Origin of the sequence: Antarctobacter aquimaris (assembly GCF_900184945.1) — a bacterium.
Classification (GTDB): domain Bacteria; phylum Pseudomonadota; class Alphaproteobacteria; order Rhodobacterales; family Rhodobacteraceae; genus Maliponia; species Maliponia aquimaris.
Window position 1 is genome coordinate 15,673 of the sequence record NZ_FXYF01000009.1, and the last position, 16,103, is coordinate 31,775.

A 16,103-nucleotide genomic window follows, 5' to 3' on the forward strand; every position below is an offset into this window, starting at 1 on the left:
TCCTCCTTCCGCCGGTCAGCCGATCTTGCAGCCCCAGAAGGAGGTGTGATCGGCGGCGAAGTAGCCGTCCGCGACCCGGAAATATCCCTGCAGCTCGACGGTATCGCCTGCCGTCAGCGGGACCATGGTCTGCAGCCAGATCGCGGTGGCGAGCGAGACGTGGGTGGCGGAGATCTCCCCGAAGGAGCCGCGGATTTCGGTTGTGCCGTTCAGAACGAGCCGCCCCCGCATACGCGCGGTCGTGCTGGAATTGACCTTGTAGAGCAGCGTGGCGCCGAAGAGGTAGGTCCCGTCCACGGGCGCCACGAAGTGGTTATTCGCGGCGTCGAACGCGCCTTGGTCGTTGTCGTCGGTGTTGTTTAGGCCAATCTTCGTCCATCCTGATACGCTCCCAGACCTCGACCGCGAGGTCCTTCAGAAGCGACATGGCTTCGCCGAAGCCGCCCGCGCCGGAGACGAGGCGGGTGAACTGGTAGACGAGCTCGCCCGCGCCGACGATCAGCGCCCCGATGCCGGTCCGGATCAGCGCGCCGCGCAGGAGGACCAGCGCCGTGGCGAGACCACGGACAGAAAGGGCAGCAGCGGCCATGCCGGCGACCCAGCGGCCCGCGAGGAAGGCCGCGAAGGTCGCGGCGTAGGTGGTCAGGCGACCGATGTTGTCGAAGAGGCCGCGGATCGCGATGCCGAGCGGCCCGGTGCGGTTGGCGACTGCCGCCATGGCATTCGCGACCGCTTCCAACGCAGGCGCGGCAGCAACCGCCAGCTGGTTCGACAGCCCGCGCCAGATCAGCCCGAGCCGGGAGATGGCGTCGTTTGTCCGCTCGATCTGGTCGGCATCCTGTTCCGAGACCACGACCCCGAAGGCGAGGACGTCCTCGGTCGCCTGGCGCAGCGTCGCGGTATCGATCCGCGACATGGCGATCGAGCCTTCCTCGCCGAAGAGCTGACCCGCGACGGCCGCGCGCTCGGCGGCAGGCACGAAGCTCTCGATTGCTGCGTTGATGGCGCCGACGCGCTGATCCAGCGGCAGCGCGATCAGCTCGTTGGCCGAGAGCCCCAGCCGGTCCAGCGCATCGGCAGCAGGGCCGGTCCCGGCGGCCGCCTGGCTGAGGCGGCGCGTCAGATCCTTGGTCGCCTGCTCGATGCCGGACATCGACACACCGGCCAACTCGCCCGCCCGCTCAAGCGTCTGGATCGAGGCGACCGTGGTACCGAGCGACTGCGCCAGCTTTGCCTGCGCATCGACGGTCTGCAGCCCAGAGCGGATCATCGCCACGCCAGCGGCGGCAGCGGCTGCCACGGCAGCAGCGGCAGCCACAGCGACACGGCGAGAAAACGCCGCCAGCCGGGCGTTCGCCGCTTCCATCTCGCGGCTCAGCCGTCCGAAGCCACGCGACCCGGCCTCACCGACACCTTCCAGTTCGGCGCGCACCTGCCGTCCGCCCACGGCCGCAAGGCGGACGCTAACCCGTTTTTCCGCCATGGGAGTGATCCATCTGTTCGTTGAGTTTTGCGACCATCACCGCTTCGATGCCGGGCAGAAGTTCGGCCGCCGCGAGCGGCGGCACGCCGAGCGCGTCACCGAGCGCCAGCGCCGCCGACATGTCCCAGCCGATCACAGCGCCCGGCAGCACGCGCAGCTGCCCACCTAGGCGGCCGACAAGGTCCCAGACCTGCCAACCCTCATGGGTGAGCGGCCGGTTCAGCCGCGCCGGGCAGTCCGGGCAGGCTTGCGCGCAGGCTTCGCAGTAGCGCTCGCCCCCGCCGAAGGACCATTCGGCGAGAGCGCGGAGGCGTTTTTTTCCTTTTCCAGCAGCAGACCCTTCGAGACGTAGGTCAGCTGGAAGGCCTCGAAGATCGGCCAGACGTCGAGCAGCGCGTCGATGGCCTCGGGGCCCGGTTCGATGGGGTTGCCGTCGGCATCGCCGATGCCCTCCCAGGCGAACACCGCGCGGCGCGCCAGCGCCTTGGCGAAGGCGACGGCGCGTTCCTCGTCGGAGGCATCTTCGGGGATGGCTTCAACAGCGGGATCGCTGCGCGTCGCCACCATCAGCGCGGTGGTCAGCGGGCGCAGCTGCACCCGGACGCCGGGCGCGAGATCGTGCCAGCGGGGGGCGTTCGTCAGATCGAGCGTGAGCATCAGTACGACTCCACATCGTTCACGAGGGTGGCGGTGCACATCCGGCCGACCGTGCTGTCGCGCGCGGCCTGCCAGTCAAAGGTAGCTTGCACGCCCTGCGGCCCGGAGATCTCGATGCGCGGGCGCGGCAGGTAGACGGCGTGCACGGTGAAAGTGAAGCTCTCGCCCGAGGGCAGGACGTAGGCGAACTCCATCTCGCAGGCCTCGCCGTTGATCGCCTGCGTCACCAGCGTCTGGTCGGCGAAGCGGACCTCGATCCGGCCGGTCAGCGCGGCGATGGACGGGTCCGCCCCGTCGATGCGGCCGTCCGAGCGGATGGTCTCGATCCGGTCGAGATTGTTGGCGTAGGTGATCTCGGCCGAGACCACGTTGCCGAGAGCCGAGCCGTTTCGGGTGATCGCCCCGTTGAAATGGCCGAAACGCTTCAACTCCAGCGCGGCGGGAGTTCCGGCGCTGGTGGTAGTGCCCACCGTCTCGCCCTGCGCCACCAGCCGGGCGGTAGCGGTCAGCAGCCCCGAGCGCTGCATCTGCCAGGTCAGCTGGTCGAGCACGCAGCCTGAATACATCGCATAGCGCGGCACCTCGGGCATGCCGGTCTCGATCGACATCGAGGGCAGCGTCCAGGACCCCGACTGGAACTCATGGGTGTAGGGCGCTTCGGCACCCGTGGTCGTGGGCGTGCCGAACGCCGCCTTCAGCCAGAAGCCGTAGGCCTCGGCATCGAGCGGCACGACGACATCGCCGTCGGCCGTGACCGCGTCCTTGATCGGCGCCAGCGGATCGCGGCCGTAGCCCAGAAGCTCCGAGTTCAGCAGCGGCTGTTCTGCCCCCAGCGAGGTGCTTGCGAAGGGCATTCGGGTGAAGCCGCTCACGGGCGGCGTTCCATAGGTTGTCTCGAACGCAAGCGCCATCAGCGCCCGCGCCCCCTGGGCTCGTGCCATGGTGTTCTCCTCGGGTTGTCGGGGTCAGGCCAGAGCGTCGGCCGTGGAATAGTGCAGTATCACTGGGATGACGGCGGCCTTCAGGCTCGCCGCGCCTTCGACCGGAAGGTCCACGGGCCGTGGCGCTTCTGCCTCGATCCAGTCGCAGAGCCCGCCCAGCGTTCGGTCGGCGGCGAGCGCCAAGCCGATGCTGGCGGTCAGCGCGTCGAAGGCGGTGTCACGTTCAGCGCCCTGAACGACAGCCTCGACTTCGGCGCGGTGCTGGTAGTGATAGCGCAGCGGCGACAGCGTGACCTCCGGCTCCCCCGGCTCGCCGTCGCGCAGGATCAGCAGGCCCTCTGCGGGCACGCGTTCGGGCAGCACGTCGCCGCGCAGGGCTGTGGCGGGCAGCGCCGAGAGCCGCGCGTGCAGCGCGGCGAGGATGGTTTCGCGAGGGGTGGGCATGGCTCGTTGGTATCGTGCGGGTAGAGAAAGTCTGTCCCGGAATATCAGATGCCTTCTGCGCGACTGACAGGCACGCCGGCGAGCGCCGCGCCTTGCCGAAGATCTTCCAGATCGCCAAATCCGTCCAGCCCGACCGGCCCGAACATATCATCGATCACGAAGTCGGGACGCACCTCCCGAAGCAGTCTGGCAACCTCTCTGGCCTTGGAGACATTTCCCAGAAGCGCCTCTGCGGCGGCCAGATGTGCCAGGACCTCGGGCGAGCGCGGAGCGTTCCGCAGTGTCGCCACGCACAGCTGATAGTCCTTGGCAGAAAACGCCGCGAGTCCGAGGCTGATGGTATACTTCGCGGGCCGTATTGGCGTCAGCTCATGTGCCCGTCGCGCCCAGGTCAGCGGATCGTCGCCCCGCACCCCGGCATAGTGACTGGTCCATGCGGCCACCATCAGCACATCTGCATTGCCGGGTGCCAGCTCCACCGAGCGGCGCAGCATTCTCCGCGCGTTTTCGAAGTCGCCCTGCGCACCCCGCTCTCGCGCAACGCGCCACAGGACCTCCGGATCGTCCGGATCCAGCGCATAGGCGCGCTCGGCCGCGTCCCGGGCCTCTCGCCACAGCGTCTGGCGTTCGTCCTGCGACGCCGCTTCCAGTGCCAGAAAGCTGAGATTGAGCGACAGGAACGACCAGGCCTTCGCGTATTCCGGATCAAGCGCGATGGCCTGCTTGAAATGCGTCTCCGCAAGCCTGAAGCCCTCGCGGTTCCAGTGATGCTTCGCCTCGAGCCCCAGCAGGAAATGATCATAGGCATCGAGGGAGCTGGGTCGCCTTGCCTGCGAACTTGCCAGTTCGGCCCGGGCGATCTCGCCAGTCAACGCACCGCCCAGAGGACCTGCGATCCGGTTCAGAACGTCCGCCTCGAGATCGAGGAACCCCGGTTCGTCGCGACTCCAGCGATCGGACCAGATCAGCTTGCCGGTGTCGGTATCCATCATTCGCGCGGACACCCGCAGTACGCCGTCCTCTGCCGCCAGCGCGCCACCCAGAAGAAAACGCGCCCCAAGGGATTCGCCCGCTGGCAACAAACTGGACCCCGCCAGTGTCCCGGTCGCCTCTGGCGCGACAACATCCAGCCAGTCATTGCGCGCAAGCTCCGTGGCGATCTCGGCCGACAGCCCTGCGCCACGGCGCTGCCAGGTCCCTTCACCGGTCAGGGATTCGAATGGCAGGACGGCGATCACCGGGCGCCGAGCTTCGCCGCGCGGCACCTGCATTTGCGACCAGACCGCCAGGGCGCCAAGTACAACTGCCAACGTCAGCCCGACCACGACAGGCCAACGCCTGATCTTGTCCGGCGCGACACCGGTCGCATCCAGAAGATAGCCCTGACGCGGCACCGACCTGATGATCTCGGCTCCGTTTGCTCCAAGTGCCCGCCTTGCTTCGGCGACGGCCTGATACAGCGAATCCTCGCTGACCGTCACATCCGGCCAGACGACATCCATCAACCGATCCTTGGACACGACACGACCTTCCGCGGCGGCAAGGACCTGCATCAGCGCACGCGCCTGTCGCTTCAGCGGGACAGGTTGTCCGTCGCACGTCGCAAGGTCGCCGCTCTCCGGGTCAAACTCATGATCGCCAAGGTTCATGACGCTCTCCAGTTCAGACCTTTCTACCGCCTGAGCGCCGATTCAGAAAGAATTCAGATGCCCGTCAGGACATTCAGGACACGTCCGGCTCTGCTTTTCCTCACAGCAACACAGGAAGGGCCAAGAAAATGTCGCTCGACAACATCATGAAAATCCACGCATGCGCCGGCCTCGCCGCCGCCGCACTGGTGCTGCCGGCTTTGCCGGTCATCGGCGATGAACTCGCCGTAGGGGAAACCATGCTGACTTACGAGGAGGCTGGCAGCGGCCCGGTGGTCCTGTTCGTGCATGGCGCGGTGAGCGACCATCGCGTCTGGGGCGGCATCCGCGACCGCGTCGCAGAGAAGCATCGCTTCGTGGCCTATGACCAGCGGTATAGGGCGCGGTCAGGGTGATGGTGTTGCCGGGCTGGACGTAGGTTTTCATGATGGGGATCCTCGTGGAAAGTCGAAGGGCGGCCCGATTGGACCGCCCGTGTGTCAGGGTTCAGGATGGAGCGCGCCTTACGCGCCCGGGTTCTTGTAGAGGCCGCGCCAGTCGATCGCCTTGGCGCCGAAGTCGAGGCGGCACTTGATCTCGACCCCATCGACGTCGAAGCCGTTGCGGGTCTCGATGTAGGCGCCCTGCTGACCCTCGAGATAGGCGTACTCGATGGTGTCGATCTGGTTCGGGCTGGCCGCCAGATACCAGGCGGTCTCGCTGGCGGCGTCCAGCCGGGGCTCGCTGATCGGCGCGAGCGTGCGGATCGACTGCGGCACAACGCTGGACGTCGCGGCGGGCACGAGGTTCTGGGCGACCAGCTGCTCGGCCTTCAGCTCCAGCGAGGCGGGCACGATCAGGAAGGCGGGTCGGACGTTCAGCACCGTCTTCTTGTCGAGCCCCGTCTGCTTGGCCATCGCCGCCCGCGCCGCGCCCACGCTGCCCACATCAAGCGCCGCGCCGGTGCCCGCGAGGTTCTTGTGCGTGGTGTGGAAGAGCGCGTTGCCGTCGGCCATGGCCGGGTTGGCGGTGATGATCCCCCAGACGACGTCCGACTCCAGCTGGGCGATGGAGTTGCCGTACATCGCCGGGATGCGCGTGAACGCGTCGAGATCGTCGTTGATCAGGGTCTGGCGGGTGATCGCGACCACCCGGCCATAGGTCTTGACCTTGTAGCTCTCCTTGCTCTCGCCGAGCGTGCCGCGCTTGAACTCGCCGCTCTCGCCGACCTCGAGCAGCTGCGGCGCCTCGCCGAGCTGGACCCGGTGCATCGCCTTGAAGTCGGTGGCGAGCACCTGGCGGCAGAACAGCATGAAGGTGCGGGGATAGGCCTCGTAGGCCTGCCGCAGCGTCTTGTTGGTGACGGCGGACAGGATCTCGGGGAAGTCCGAGGTCGAGTGCAGCGCGCGCGTCGCCACCTCGTCACGCGACAGGCCGCGCGTGTTGACCCCGGCATTGCCGAGGCTTTCGCGGGCCAGTTCCAGCAGCGTCATGCCGCGATACTGTCGGGCGGCGTCCTCCAACTGGAACAGCGTCGGGCTGTAGCGGTGCAGCAGCGCGTTCGCCACCGCATCGCGGCGGGTGATGCGCTCGTCCCGGCCGCCGAGCGGCACGGAGACATGGCCGAAGGTCCGGGTCTCGTCGGACTTGGCGGCGACCTGATCGAGGATCAGGCGGCGGGACTCGTCGACGCTGACGCCGCGTTTCACCAGATCCTCGGCGAAGCCGCGCTCGAGGTTCAGGCGGCCCGCCAGATCGTAGATGGTGGAGACGCGATCGCGCTCGGCCTCGCGGGCGCGGGTGGCGACAGCTTCGGTGTCGGGCGCGGGAGTTGCCTGCGTCTTCGGCTGGCTGCGTGTCTCGCTGGTCGCAACCTTGGGTTCGGGCGCAGCCGCTTTCGGCTCGGTCATGGTCGTGTCCTCGGTTTCGACCGGCTCGGTCGGCTGGGTGGTGGCGGGTGTTGCGGCGTCGCTCGCCGGGGTCTTGGTCTTGTCCGTCATCTGGGATGCTCCTCGCGGTGTGGGGGCGTCCCGGCGGTGAAGGACGCAGTCGTGAAGGGGATGCTGGGCGCGGAAGCCCGCGGCGGGGTCTGCGCCGACCGCGACGGCGGAGACCTCGAACGGCGTCCAGTCCACCGCCCGCCAAAGCTCGCGCGCGGCCTCGGGTTTCGAGACCTCGAAGCGGTGGACCTGGTAGCCGATGGAGACCGCGCGGATGTGCCCGGCCTGGATGTCGCGCCAGATCGGCTCGACATCGGCCCGCTCGCTGATCCGCACCAGCGCGATCCCCCGGCCGTTCTCGATCCGCGCCGAGCCCGGCACGACAGAGCCGATCACCGCATCGAGCGTGTCGAGCTCGTGCACCTTCAGGAATGGCGCGCCCGCGTTCAGCCGGTCGAGCCGGACATGGGCGGGGTCGAGGCTCAGTTCCTCGTCATAGGGCTCGCCGAAGAAGGTCGCGCGCCGGACGCGCGCGCCCGCCGACCAGACGACCTCGACTGTGCGGGTGTCTGCGTCATGACCGCGACGCCGTAGCCGACGATCACATTGGCGACGGACTCGACCAGAGACATGAGGCGTGACTGCTTCATGCGGCGGACTTGCGCCTTCGCGCGGGTTCGGGTTCGGCGTCCGTGTCCAGCGTCTCGGCTGGTGGTTCGGCGTCGCCGCACAGCCGCTCGGTTCTCACCTGCGTGAAGGTCCGGCCATCGCCGTCGAGGATCGCGTCCTTGCCGGTTTCGGCCTGCCAGCGTTCAACGGCGACATCGACATAGGCCGGGCTGATTTCCATCGCGAAGACGCGGCGGCCGTTGGCTTCGCCCGCCATGATCTGCGAGCCGGAGCCAGAGAATGGCTCGTAGCAAAGCCCACCGCGCGCAACATGCTGGCGCATCGGGATGCCGAAGGCGTCGAGCGGTTTCGGCGTCGGGTGATCAGGGCGCTCGTCCTTGGCGAAGGATGGCATCTCCCACGTCGAGGGCAGCGTTTGCTCGGCGACCTTCGGCGGGCGGTTCGGACGACGCCAGCCCATGAAGCAGGGCTCATGCTTCCAGAGGTAATGCGAGCGGGTGAGAACCCCACGATCCTTCACCCAGATGATCTGCTGGTGCACGAAAGCGCCCGCCTTCTCCCAGCAGGCTTCGAGCATCGCCTGGCGGCGCGAGGCGTGCCAGCAGTACCATGCCGCGTCCTCGGTGATCGCCTCGGCGACGGCGGCGGCGATGAAGCCGTCGTAGAGTTCCGCGCCTTGAGAACTGTCGTCCCAGGTCGTGCCGTAGGACGCCGACCAATCCTTGTTCCGGGTCGGGTGGTTCGAGCCGTCGTAATCGACGAGATACGGCGGATCGGTCGCGAACAGGATCGCCCGCTCGCCATTCATCAGACGGCGCACGTCGGCCGCGCTGGTGCTGTCACCGCAGAGCAGCCGGTGGTCGCCGAGGATCCACAGATCGCCGGTGCGCGAGGCCGGGTTGCGCGGCGGCTCGGGGATGGTCACCGGCGGCACGGAGCCCCCGGCGCCACCTTCTTCACCGACCCCCTCCGGCACGAAGGCCAGCAGCTTGTCCAACTCGCCGTCCGAAAAGCCGACCAATGACAGATCGAAATCCTCGGCCAGAAGATCGTTCAGTTCCGCCGATAGAAGCGCCTCGTCCCAGGTGCCGAGTTCCGTCAGCTTGTTGTCCGCGATCCGGTAAGCCCGGCGCTGCGCCTCGGTCAGATGCCCGAGAACGATCACCGGCGCTTCCGTCAGACCGAGCTGCGTCGCTGCCAGCACGCGGCCATGGCCCGCGATGAGCTCGCCGTCCTCGGCCACGAGGCACGGGACGGTCCAGCCGAACTCGGACATGCTGGCGGCGATCTTGGCGACCTGGTCCGGCCCGTGCGCCTTCGCGTTCTTCGCGTAGGGCTGGAGGCGCGACAGCGGCCACGTCTCGATCGCGTCCGGGGCGAAGCTCAGCGTCATGGTGGGCAAGGTTCCTCGGTCGGGTGGATGCCGGTGGCTTCCGGACTCCGGTTGCCGGGCCGGACTCCACACGGGGTCCAGCGGCTACCAGCGGTGTCCGGTCGGAAGGCCAGCGTTCATTGGTGTTTGCGCGGGGCGCGCGTGGCTCCGGCTTCCGGGTGGCTTCCCAAAAATCCGGCCCTGTCGCTGGCGATGTCCCGCGCTTCGCCCGCCAGCATACGAATATCGCCAGGAAGGAACCGGAAACTGCCGTGGGCTGGACCCCGGCCGGACCCTTGCTGGATACCGGGGTCCAGACGGCCCCCGTCAAAGCAAAGGGGAGAGCGGGCTTTCCAGCGCACTCTCCCCATCTTGCCTTCGGAATAGCACGGATATGTTGCAGATGTCGAAGGGAAAAGTGTTGCAACACATTGGAGTCACTGCGCATTCAGGCGTGCAGCGATCTTGGTCAGCGCCAGCTGCCAGCGCCGCCAGGCGGTCGTGCGGTCGCACCCCAGCTCGCCGCTGATCTGCTTCCACGGCACGCGGGCGGCACGAGACCAGACCAGCTTGCGCTCCCCCTCCTCGATCCAGAGCACCCAGTCGAAGGTCTGCTCGAGCCGGGTGATTGCGGCTGCCGAGGGCCAGACCCGCATCGGCTGGGGTTCCATCGCCGCGATCTCGCGGCTGGTCCGCACGATGTCGGGCCAGGTGTTGAAGTAGCCCTGTGCCTTCACAGGCGGCAGCTTGCGCAGGGTGCGGAACGCCTCCTCGAAATGATCGGCGACGCAGTCGGCGGTCCATTCGCGATCAGCCATGGCGCGCCTCCCTGTCGGAAGGGCGCGGGCCGTAGAGCTTCTCGCCGAGCTGGCGGACCAGTTCACGCTCGGGCCAGGTGAGGCGGTCGTCATCGGCGGAGACCGCGAGGACGCCCTGTTCCCGCCAGCCCTCGCGCTTGACCTGCTCGGGATCCCGGCGCCGGCCGCCGTAGCCGTGGGGGTGCCACCTCATCCCCGCGCGCCTGGCCGCGCTGAAGACCGCGACCACGCCGGAATTGAAGGCGCAGTGGCGCGACCTGTTCGACAGCGAGCCGCCACCGTTCAACCGCCGCTACCTCGAGAGCCGGCTGGCCTACCGCATCCAGGAACTGGCCTATGGCGGGCTCAAACCCGAGACGATCCGGCGCCTCGAACGGCTCGGCGAAGAACTGGACGGCGGCGACCGATCCAAGCGCGGCATCCGCGCCGATCGCGACCGCCCGATCACCGGCACGCGGCTGCTGCGCGAGTGGCAGGGCGTCGAGCAGATCGTCACGGTCACCGCCGACGGGTTCGAATGGCAGGGGCGGCCCTACAAGTCGCTGTCCGCCATCGCGCGCGCCATCACCGGCACGCGCTGGAACGGGTGGACCTTCTTCGGCCTCAAGAACCACAGGGGGCGGAGATGACGAAGCCGCTCGAGAAATCGAAGGTCGTCCGCAAGCTGCGCTGTGCGATCTACACCCGGAAATCCTCCGAGGAAGGGCTGGAGCAGGAGTTCAACTCGCTCCACGCCCAGCGTGAGGCCTGCGAGGCATACATCGCCAGCCAGCGGTCTGAGGGCTGGGTGCTGGTCCGCGATCAGTACGACGATGGCGGCATCTCGGGCGGCACGCTGGAACGCCCTGGCCTGAAGCGGCTGCTGGAGGATATCGAGGACGGACTGGTCGATGTTGTGGTGGTCTACAAGATCGACCGCCTCAGCCGCTCGCTGGCGGATTTCGCAAAACTGGTCGAGGTGTTCGACCGGAATGGCGTAACCTTCGTCTCGGTCACGCAGTCGTTCAACACGACCACGTCCATGGGGCGGCTGACACTGAACATCCTGCTCAGCTTCGCCCAGTTCGAGCGCGAGGTGACCGCCGAGCGCATCCGCGACAAGGTCGCGGCATCTCGCCGGAAGGGCATGTGGATGGGCGGGGTGCCGCCCTACGGCTACCGCGTCGAGAACCGGAAGCTGCTCGTCGACGAGGACAGCGCCACGCATGTGCGCTGGATCTTCGCCCGCTTCCTCGCGATCGGATCCTGCACGGAACTGGCGCGAGAAGTCGGCGCACGCGGCATCCGGACACCGCGCGGCAACCGGATCGACAAGAAATACATCTACCGGATTCTCAGCAACCGCGCCTACATCGGCCAGGCGGTCCACAAGGGCGAGAGCTACCCCGGCGAGCACCACGCCATCATCGACCAAGAGACATGGGACCGTGTCCACGCCATTCTTCAAGAAAGCCCGCGCAAGCGCGCGGCCCGCACCCGCGCCGACACGCCCGCGCTGCTGAAGGGGCTGCTGTTCGGTCCTGATGGCGCCGCCTTCTCGCCGACCCACACCCGCAAGGGCGACAGGCTCTACCGCTACTATGTCAGCCAGACCGTGTTGAAGCACGGCGCCGGGGCTTGCCCCGTGGGACGCGTGCCAGCGGGGGAGATCGAGGCCGCGGTCATCGACCAGCTTCGCGCCGTGTTCCGCCAGCCGGAGATTGTTGCGGGGACTTGGAAGGCGGCGCGTGCCCACGTCGACGACGTCTCCGAGGCCGACGCCCGCGCGGCGTTGCAGCAACTCGACCCGCTGTGGGACGAACTCTTCCCTGCCGAGCAGGCACGCGTTGTCACGATGTTGGTCGAGCGCGTCGATATCGGCACGAACGGGCTCAACCTCCGGCTCCGGATGGACGGCCTCGGAGGGCTCGCGCGCGAGATGCTGGCCGGAGACATGGGAGCGGCAGCATGACCCGCGGCACGCCGGTTCCTGAGACAGTGACGCTCCACGTCCCGTTCCGCGTCGTGAAGCGCGGCGGGCGGAAAGTGATGGTGTTGCCCGGCAACACGCCGGAGGGCGCCGCACAATCGCGGCGGATCGACAACACGCTGGTCAAGGCGCTGGCGCGCGCCTACCGGTGGCAGCGTATGCTCGAATCGGGGGAATTCACCACGGTCGGCGAGTTGGCAGACCGTGAGGGCATCGCGCCCTCCTATATCACTCGCGTCCTTCGCCTCACGCTGCTTGCGCCCGACATCACGGACGCGATCCTGGACGGCTCGCAGGGACCGGAGGTGACACTGGGCCGACTCCTTAAGCCGTTGCCGTTTGAGTGGCAGAAGCAGCGCCTTCGCAGTTGTTTCACAAAGTAATTCAGTCTAGCTGTATGTGATAGGTTCCTATCACGGCGCGGTGGACGCGGATGAACGAACGGCGGAAGCCCGGATCGAAGAAGCCGACCGACAAAGAGAGGCGGCAGATGCTGCTTCATCTCGACAGCGATGTGATCAAGGATCTGAAGAAGGCGGCTGTCGATCGCGAGTGTTCCGCGTCGGCTATCGCAAATGAGGCCATCGACGCATGGCTCAAAAAGAACGGGCTTCGCGGGACGTAATCTTGCGGCCGCGTCCGGCGGCGAAAAATTGGGATGTGGGTATGGCGCAGCCAAACATATTTGAACTTTGCAAGCCGCGTGATGACGTGGCCAAGGGCTCGATTGCGGAAAGTGACTATGCGGCGAACCTCGCAAACGTTCTGAATGGAAGAGCGTCACGTGACTATACTGATGCGCCAACATTTTTTACAAACACATATCCCACCGAGGGACTTAAAGAACTTCTTGTGAACGTTTGCGGACGCTTGTCGGGCCGAGGTGAAAGCGTCTCTGCGGTATTTCGCCTCGATACCTCATTTGGCGGCGGTAAGACGCACGGCCTAATTGCACTCATCCACGCTGCAGCTGGAATGAAAGGCGTAACGAACGTAGCCGAGTTCCTGGATCCGTCCTTGGTGCCAAACCGGTCTGTTCGGGTCGCCGCGTTCGACGGTGAGAATGCCGATCCAGCAAATGGCAGGCCAATGGGTGAAGGCGTTCGGGCACACACGCCATGGGGAGAGATCGCTTATCAGCTTGCTGGAAAGGCTGGGTATGAAATCGTCCGGCGTTCAGATGAACAGCGGATTGCCCCCGGTGCCGACACGATCAAGGAGTTGTTTGGGTCCGATCCTGTTCTCGTCGTACTAGACGAACTTGGTGAATATCTGCGGCGCGTTCAGGGGATGGGCGGCCGCGACCAGTTGACGGCTTTCCTGAAGGCCCTGCTCACAGCCGTCGAAAGCACCCCCAATGCAGCCGTTGTCTACACGCTGGCGGTTAGATCAGACGGCAAAGGAATCGATGCCTTCGCGGACGAGAACGAGTTTCTCGCGAGTGCCATGTCAGAGCTCGAAAGCGTTTCCGGACGAAAGGCTACAAATCTTAACCCGACACGGGATGATGAAACGGCCAAGGTAATAAGGCGGAGACTTTTTGCATCAATAGATGATTCTCGCGCATCTGAAGTCATCAACGCCTATCGAGAGCTTTGGGCCACCCACCGCGACAGTCTTTCGGAAGAAGCGCGGCGCTCAACCACAATCGCTGAATTCGCCCAGACCTACCCGTTTCATCCAGACGTGCTGGACACTCTAACAGGAAAGACAGCCACACTCGGCGGCTTTCAGCGCGTGCGCGGTATGCTGCGAATACTCGCGAAAACTGTTGCGACCGTCTGGGCCAACCGACCTGCCGATGCTTCAGCAATTCATCTGCATCATATCGATTTGGGTTCGGATGTTGTTCGTCGAGAATTCACGACCCGCCTTCAGCAAGGCGCCTTTGTTCCGGCAATTCTAAACGACATTTCAGGACCGCCTGAAAAGCCCGCTCTCGCTCAAGAGCTTGACGCAAAGCACTTCAAGGGCCTTCTGCCTTACGGCACCTATGTCGCCCGCACGATCTTCGTTCACACGCTCGCATTCAACAACGACCTCAGAGGTCTTTCAGCCGACCACCTGCGCTATTCGGTCCTGAGCCCAGCGGCGGACCTATCGTTCATCGACGACGCCAAAACCAAGTTCCGCTCAGAGTCAGCCTATCTCGACGACCGCCCCACTGCACCGCTGCGCTTCAACGCAGAAGCCAACCTCACACAGGTGATTGGGCGCGAGGAGAAGAACATCGATCCAGGCGAGGCCCGGACACAGCTCGCGGATCGGATCAAAACCATCTTTGGGGGGGCCTCTCTCGATCTTGCTCCTTTCCCTGGCGGTCCCTGGGACGTTCCCGACGACGCATCCGACGGCAAGCCTCGTCTGGTCCTGCTCTCACATGACGCGCTCGAAATCGGAGCCGATTTGCAGGAGATCCCTGAAATCGTTGCACGCATGTTCGAACGGAAGGGAGCAGATGGCAACGGCCTTAGGTCGCTTCGCAACAACCTCCTCTTCGTCGTTGCAGACGAAACCAAGGTCAACGAGATGAAGCGCGCGATCGTGCGCCGTCTCGCCCTCCAAGAGCTGAAGCGCCCAGAGCGAGTAAAGGAACTTGCTGAGCACCAACAAGCCAAGGTTCTTGAGCTTGAAAAGAAGTCTGAAACCGAGGCGGCGATCGCGATACAGCAGTGTTACCGCCACATCCTCTACCCGTCGCGCAATGCCCTCGGCGGCGCCGGATCGGTGCAGCTCGCGCATTCGGTCATCGATATTCAGAATGCATCCGAGCGCCCCGGATCGGGCCAGCTTCAGGTTGTTCGTCAGCTGCAAAGCCAAAACAAGATCCGCGACGCTTCGGATTCGCCAGATTCTCCCTCGTATATCCGTGATCGGACGCCCTTGAAGAAGGGCCAAATGACTACTCGCGATCTCCGAGATGAGTTCCGCCGCGATCCGTCCCTGTCGATCCTCTTGTCCGATGACGTATTTCGCAAAGCGATCCGTAAAGGAATTGAAGAAGGCGTTTATATCTACAAGCGCGGTGATCTTCTCGCTGGCCCTGGCGATCCGATGCCGTCAATTAACATCGACGAAGAGACGACGATCTTCACGATGGATTTCGCCAAGGATAAGGGGATTTGGCCGCGGCCAGCACCCCAGCCTGCGGCGCAGCCGGCGGCGACCGGCGGAGACGCTTCAACCACTAGTGACCCCTTGCCGCCGATCGGTGGAGGATCGGTCGGTAGTGAAAGCACCGGGCCAGGCTCTGGCGAGAGGCCACCAGGCGGCTCCATTGCGGCTGGTGCAAAGGTCTTCACCGCCGAAGGCGTGTTGAAGGAAGCGCTGCGCAAGGTGATCGAACAAGCCAGGACCGCGAAGCTCGAAAAGGTCGATCGAGTGGCGATCAGGCTGTTCGAATATGGCGACGCTTTCAAGCTGATCCCGATCGCCAACTCCATCGCTGGAACGAAGCGCTCGGTCACGCTGGAGGGCGGATACACGACCGCCCAGGACAGCGAGATGATGTTCGAGTTCAAGGGCGACGCTCAGGATGCTTCAACGATCAAGGACTACCTCGAGCCACAGTTTCGGGCCGCCAAAGTGACCGACCTCAAGGCAAGTATTCTGTTTGATTTCGACAGTGGGCTCGCGCTGGATGGAGATGCCGCGGACAAGTTCATAGAAAAGCTGACACGCTTCGCTAGCGCAGCCGCTTATGTCGAAGCAACAGCTGAGGTGAAGTGATGCGCGTGCCAAGCCGGAAGGACGACTTCTCCATGACCTCGCGAACCCAACCGCTGTATGAATTGCGTGCACGGCGCCACGGGCCCGGGGATACCGAGATCGAGATCTGGCAGCTTCCCTCCCTTGCCACGCCACAGATCGTAAACCCGCTCCGGCTGGCCGGGTTGCGCGGGCGCAATCTGGAACTGACCGAACACCGCGTGTTGCGGCGGTTGAAGGAAAGCGGGATCAGGCTGGACCTGTTGCCGATCGAGGGGATGGGATCGGCTCTGAGCGAGGAAACGGCGCTGCGCCTGGCGCTATTGTTCCGCACACTCGCGCCGATGCGCAACCGTGACAACATGCGACTGGTCGCCGACGGGATCGAGGCAATGGGCAAGGAAGAGGCGGGGTACTGGCTGGGCATGTCTGTCCATCGGAAGAACCCGCGCCGGGTGCTGACCGCCCTGCGCATCCTGCTGACCGATCCGGCGAAGTAACGAAAGAAGAAAA

16 protein-coding genes and 3 pseudogenes are annotated in these 16,103 nt (G+C 65.4%); 7 read left to right on the forward strand and 12 right to left on the reverse strand.

Going from position 1 to position 16,103, the window contains the following annotated elements:
- Positions 1-15: 15 nt before the first annotated feature.
- From MAA8898_RS15895 to MAA8898_RS15920, 7 genes and pseudogenes are all read right to left on the reverse strand, one after another.
- Positions 16-297 carry a hypothetical protein gene (locus tag MAA8898_RS15895; RefSeq protein ID WP_245853436.1) on the reverse strand — a complete coding sequence of 94 codons (282 nt, stop codon included), beginning with the start codon at positions 295-297 and terminating at the stop codon, positions 16-18.
- Between the two features lie 70 nt (positions 298-367).
- Positions 368-1,483 (reverse strand): annotated as a pseudogene (locus MAA8898_RS15900) (phage tail tape measure protein); the annotation flags it as partial.
- Positions 1,464-1,634: a DUF7697 family protein gene (locus tag MAA8898_RS26305; protein ID WP_176445189.1), complete on the reverse strand. Its 171-nt coding sequence runs from the start codon at positions 1,632-1,634 to the stop codon at positions 1,464-1,466. The pseudogene MAA8898_RS15900 and the gene MAA8898_RS26305, both read right to left, overlap by 20 nt.
- 68 nt (positions 1,635-1,702) lie before the next feature.
- Positions 1,703-2,140 carry a hypothetical protein gene (locus MAA8898_RS15905; RefSeq protein WP_094022018.1) on the reverse strand — a complete coding sequence of 146 codons (438 nt, stop codon included), beginning with the start codon at positions 2,138-2,140 and terminating at the stop codon, positions 1,703-1,705.
- Positions 2,140-3,081 carry a phage tail tube protein gene (locus tag MAA8898_RS15910; protein WP_094022019.1) on the reverse strand — a complete coding sequence of 314 codons (942 nt, stop codon included), beginning with the start codon at positions 3,079-3,081 and terminating at the stop codon, positions 2,140-2,142. Before MAA8898_RS15910 ends, MAA8898_RS15905 begins: the two co-directional genes overlap by 1 nt.
- Before the next feature lie 24 nt (positions 3,082-3,105).
- Positions 3,106-3,525, reverse strand: coding sequence for an acyl-CoA transferase (locus MAA8898_RS15915; RefSeq protein ID WP_094022020.1), 420 nt, complete (start codon positions 3,523-3,525; stop codon positions 3,106-3,108).
- A 44-nt stretch (positions 3,526-3,569) separates the two neighbouring features.
- The gene (locus MAA8898_RS15920; protein ID WP_094022021.1) at positions 3,570-5,174 is read right to left on the reverse strand and encodes a winged helix-turn-helix domain-containing protein; all 1,605 of its coding nucleotides are present in this window, start codon (positions 5,172-5,174) and stop codon (positions 3,570-3,572) included.
- Positions 5,175-5,302: 128 nt separating this feature from the next.
- Between MAA8898_RS15920 and MAA8898_RS15925 the strand changes: the two genes are divergently transcribed.
- Positions 5,303-5,569: an alpha/beta fold hydrolase gene (locus MAA8898_RS15925; RefSeq protein WP_094022022.1), complete on the forward strand. Its 267-nt coding sequence runs from the start codon at positions 5,303-5,305 to the stop codon at positions 5,567-5,569.
- A 108-nt stretch (positions 5,570-5,677) separates the two neighbouring features.
- Here MAA8898_RS15925 and MAA8898_RS15930 read toward each other — a convergent pair.
- The 5 genes and pseudogenes from MAA8898_RS15930 to MAA8898_RS15945 form a co-directional block, all read right to left on the reverse strand.
- A pseudogene (locus MAA8898_RS15930) lies at positions 5,678-7,669 on the reverse strand (prohead protease/major capsid protein fusion protein); the annotation flags it as partial.
- Between the two features lie 29 nt (positions 7,670-7,698).
- Positions 7,699-7,743, reverse strand: a pseudogene (locus tag MAA8898_RS27415) (hypothetical protein); the annotation flags it as partial.
- Positions 7,740-9,116, reverse strand: a complete 1,377-nt coding sequence (locus MAA8898_RS15935) for a site-specific DNA-methyltransferase (protein ID WP_094022023.1) — start codon at positions 9,114-9,116, stop codon at positions 7,740-7,742. The gene MAA8898_RS15935 and the pseudogene MAA8898_RS27415, both read right to left, overlap by 4 nt.
- A 416-nt stretch (positions 9,117-9,532) precedes the next feature.
- On the reverse strand, positions 9,533-9,913 hold the full coding sequence (locus tag MAA8898_RS15940; protein ID WP_094022024.1) for a DUF6362 family protein: 381 nt from the start codon (positions 9,911-9,913) through the stop codon (positions 9,533-9,535).
- The gene (locus tag MAA8898_RS15945; protein ID WP_071796301.1) at positions 9,906-10,106 is read right to left on the reverse strand and encodes a hypothetical protein; all 201 of its coding nucleotides are present in this window, start codon (positions 10,104-10,106) and stop codon (positions 9,906-9,908) included. Before MAA8898_RS15945 ends, MAA8898_RS15940 begins: the two co-directional genes overlap by 8 nt.
- On the opposite strand from MAA8898_RS15945, the gene MAA8898_RS15950 reads away from it, so the two are divergent.
- The 6 genes from MAA8898_RS15950 to MAA8898_RS15970 are packed head-to-tail and all read left to right on the forward strand — an operon-like array spanning position 10,105 to position 16,090.
- On the forward strand, positions 10,105-10,542 hold the full coding sequence (locus MAA8898_RS15950) for a DUF2924 domain-containing protein (protein ID WP_094022025.1): 438 nt from the start codon (positions 10,105-10,107) through the stop codon (positions 10,540-10,542). The two genes, MAA8898_RS15945 and MAA8898_RS15950, sit on opposite strands and share 2 nt — an antisense overlap.
- Positions 10,539-11,864: a recombinase family protein gene (locus MAA8898_RS15955; protein WP_094022026.1), complete on the forward strand. Its 1,326-nt coding sequence runs from the start codon at positions 10,539-10,541 to the stop codon at positions 11,862-11,864. The genes MAA8898_RS15950 and MAA8898_RS15955 overlap by 4 nt, the downstream gene beginning before the upstream one ends.
- Entirely contained in the window at positions 11,861-12,265 is a 405-nt protein-coding gene (locus tag MAA8898_RS15960) for a ParB/RepB/Spo0J family partition protein (protein WP_094022027.1), read from the forward strand. Before MAA8898_RS15955 ends, MAA8898_RS15960 begins: the two co-directional genes overlap by 4 nt.
- 50 nt (positions 12,266-12,315) lie before the next feature.
- Positions 12,316-12,507: a hypothetical protein gene (locus MAA8898_RS25850; RefSeq protein ID WP_141194876.1), complete on the forward strand. Its 192-nt coding sequence runs from the start codon at positions 12,316-12,318 to the stop codon at positions 12,505-12,507.
- Entirely contained in the window at positions 12,474-15,611 is a 3,138-nt protein-coding gene (locus tag MAA8898_RS15965; RefSeq protein WP_217900503.1) for an ATP-binding protein, read from the forward strand. The genes MAA8898_RS25850 and MAA8898_RS15965 overlap by 34 nt, the downstream gene beginning before the upstream one ends.
- Before the next feature lie 32 nt (positions 15,612-15,643).
- Positions 15,644-16,090 carry a DUF7680 family protein gene (locus tag MAA8898_RS15970; RefSeq protein ID WP_176445195.1) on the forward strand — a complete coding sequence of 149 codons (447 nt, stop codon included), beginning with the start codon at positions 15,644-15,646 and terminating at the stop codon, positions 16,088-16,090.
- The last annotated feature ends 13 nt before the right edge of the window (positions 16,091-16,103 follow it).

What these genes read in the sequence shown, in the direction of transcription:
- MAA8898_RS15905 (WP_094022018.1), bottom strand. Translation starts at nt 2,140, where the DNA reads ATGCTCACGCTCGATCTGACGAACGCCCCCCGCTGGCACGATCTCGCG.
- MAA8898_RS15910 (WP_094022019.1), bottom strand. Translation starts at nt 3,081, where the DNA reads ATGGCACGAGCCCAGGGGGCGCGGGCGCTGATGGCGCTTGCGTTCGAG.
- MAA8898_RS15915 (WP_094022020.1), bottom strand. Translation starts at nt 3,525, where the DNA reads ATGCCCACCCCTCGCGAAACCATCCTCGCCGCGCTGCACGCGCGGCTC.
- MAA8898_RS15920 (WP_094022021.1), bottom strand. Translation starts at nt 5,174, where the DNA reads ATGAACCTTGGCGATCATGAGTTTGACCCGGAGAGCGGCGACCTTGCG.
- MAA8898_RS15925 (WP_094022022.1), top strand. Translation starts at nt 5,303, where the DNA reads ATGTCGCTCGACAACATCATGAAAATCCACGCATGCGCCGGCCTCGCC.
- MAA8898_RS15935 (WP_094022023.1), bottom strand. Translation starts at nt 9,116, where the DNA reads ATGACGCTGAGCTTCGCCCCGGACGCGATCGAGACGTGGCCGCTGTCG.
- MAA8898_RS15940 (WP_094022024.1), bottom strand. Translation starts at nt 9,913, where the DNA reads ATGGCTGATCGCGAATGGACCGCCGACTGCGTCGCCGATCATTTCGAG.
- MAA8898_RS15945 (WP_071796301.1), bottom strand. Translation starts at nt 10,106, where the DNA reads ATGAGGTGGCACCCCCACGGCTACGGCGGCCGGCGCCGGGATCCCGAG.
- MAA8898_RS15955 (WP_094022026.1), top strand. Translation starts at nt 10,539, where the DNA reads ATGACGAAGCCGCTCGAGAAATCGAAGGTCGTCCGCAAGCTGCGCTGT.
- MAA8898_RS15960 (WP_094022027.1), top strand. Translation starts at nt 11,861, where the DNA reads ATGACCCGCGGCACGCCGGTTCCTGAGACAGTGACGCTCCACGTCCCG.
- MAA8898_RS25850 (WP_141194876.1), top strand. Translation starts at nt 12,316, where the DNA reads ATGAACGAACGGCGGAAGCCCGGATCGAAGAAGCCGACCGACAAAGAG.
- MAA8898_RS15965 (WP_217900503.1), top strand. Translation starts at nt 12,474, where the DNA reads ATGGCTCAAAAAGAACGGGCTTCGCGGGACGTAATCTTGCGGCCGCGT.
- MAA8898_RS15970 (WP_176445195.1), top strand. Translation starts at nt 15,644, where the DNA reads ATGACCTCGCGAACCCAACCGCTGTATGAATTGCGTGCACGGCGCCAC.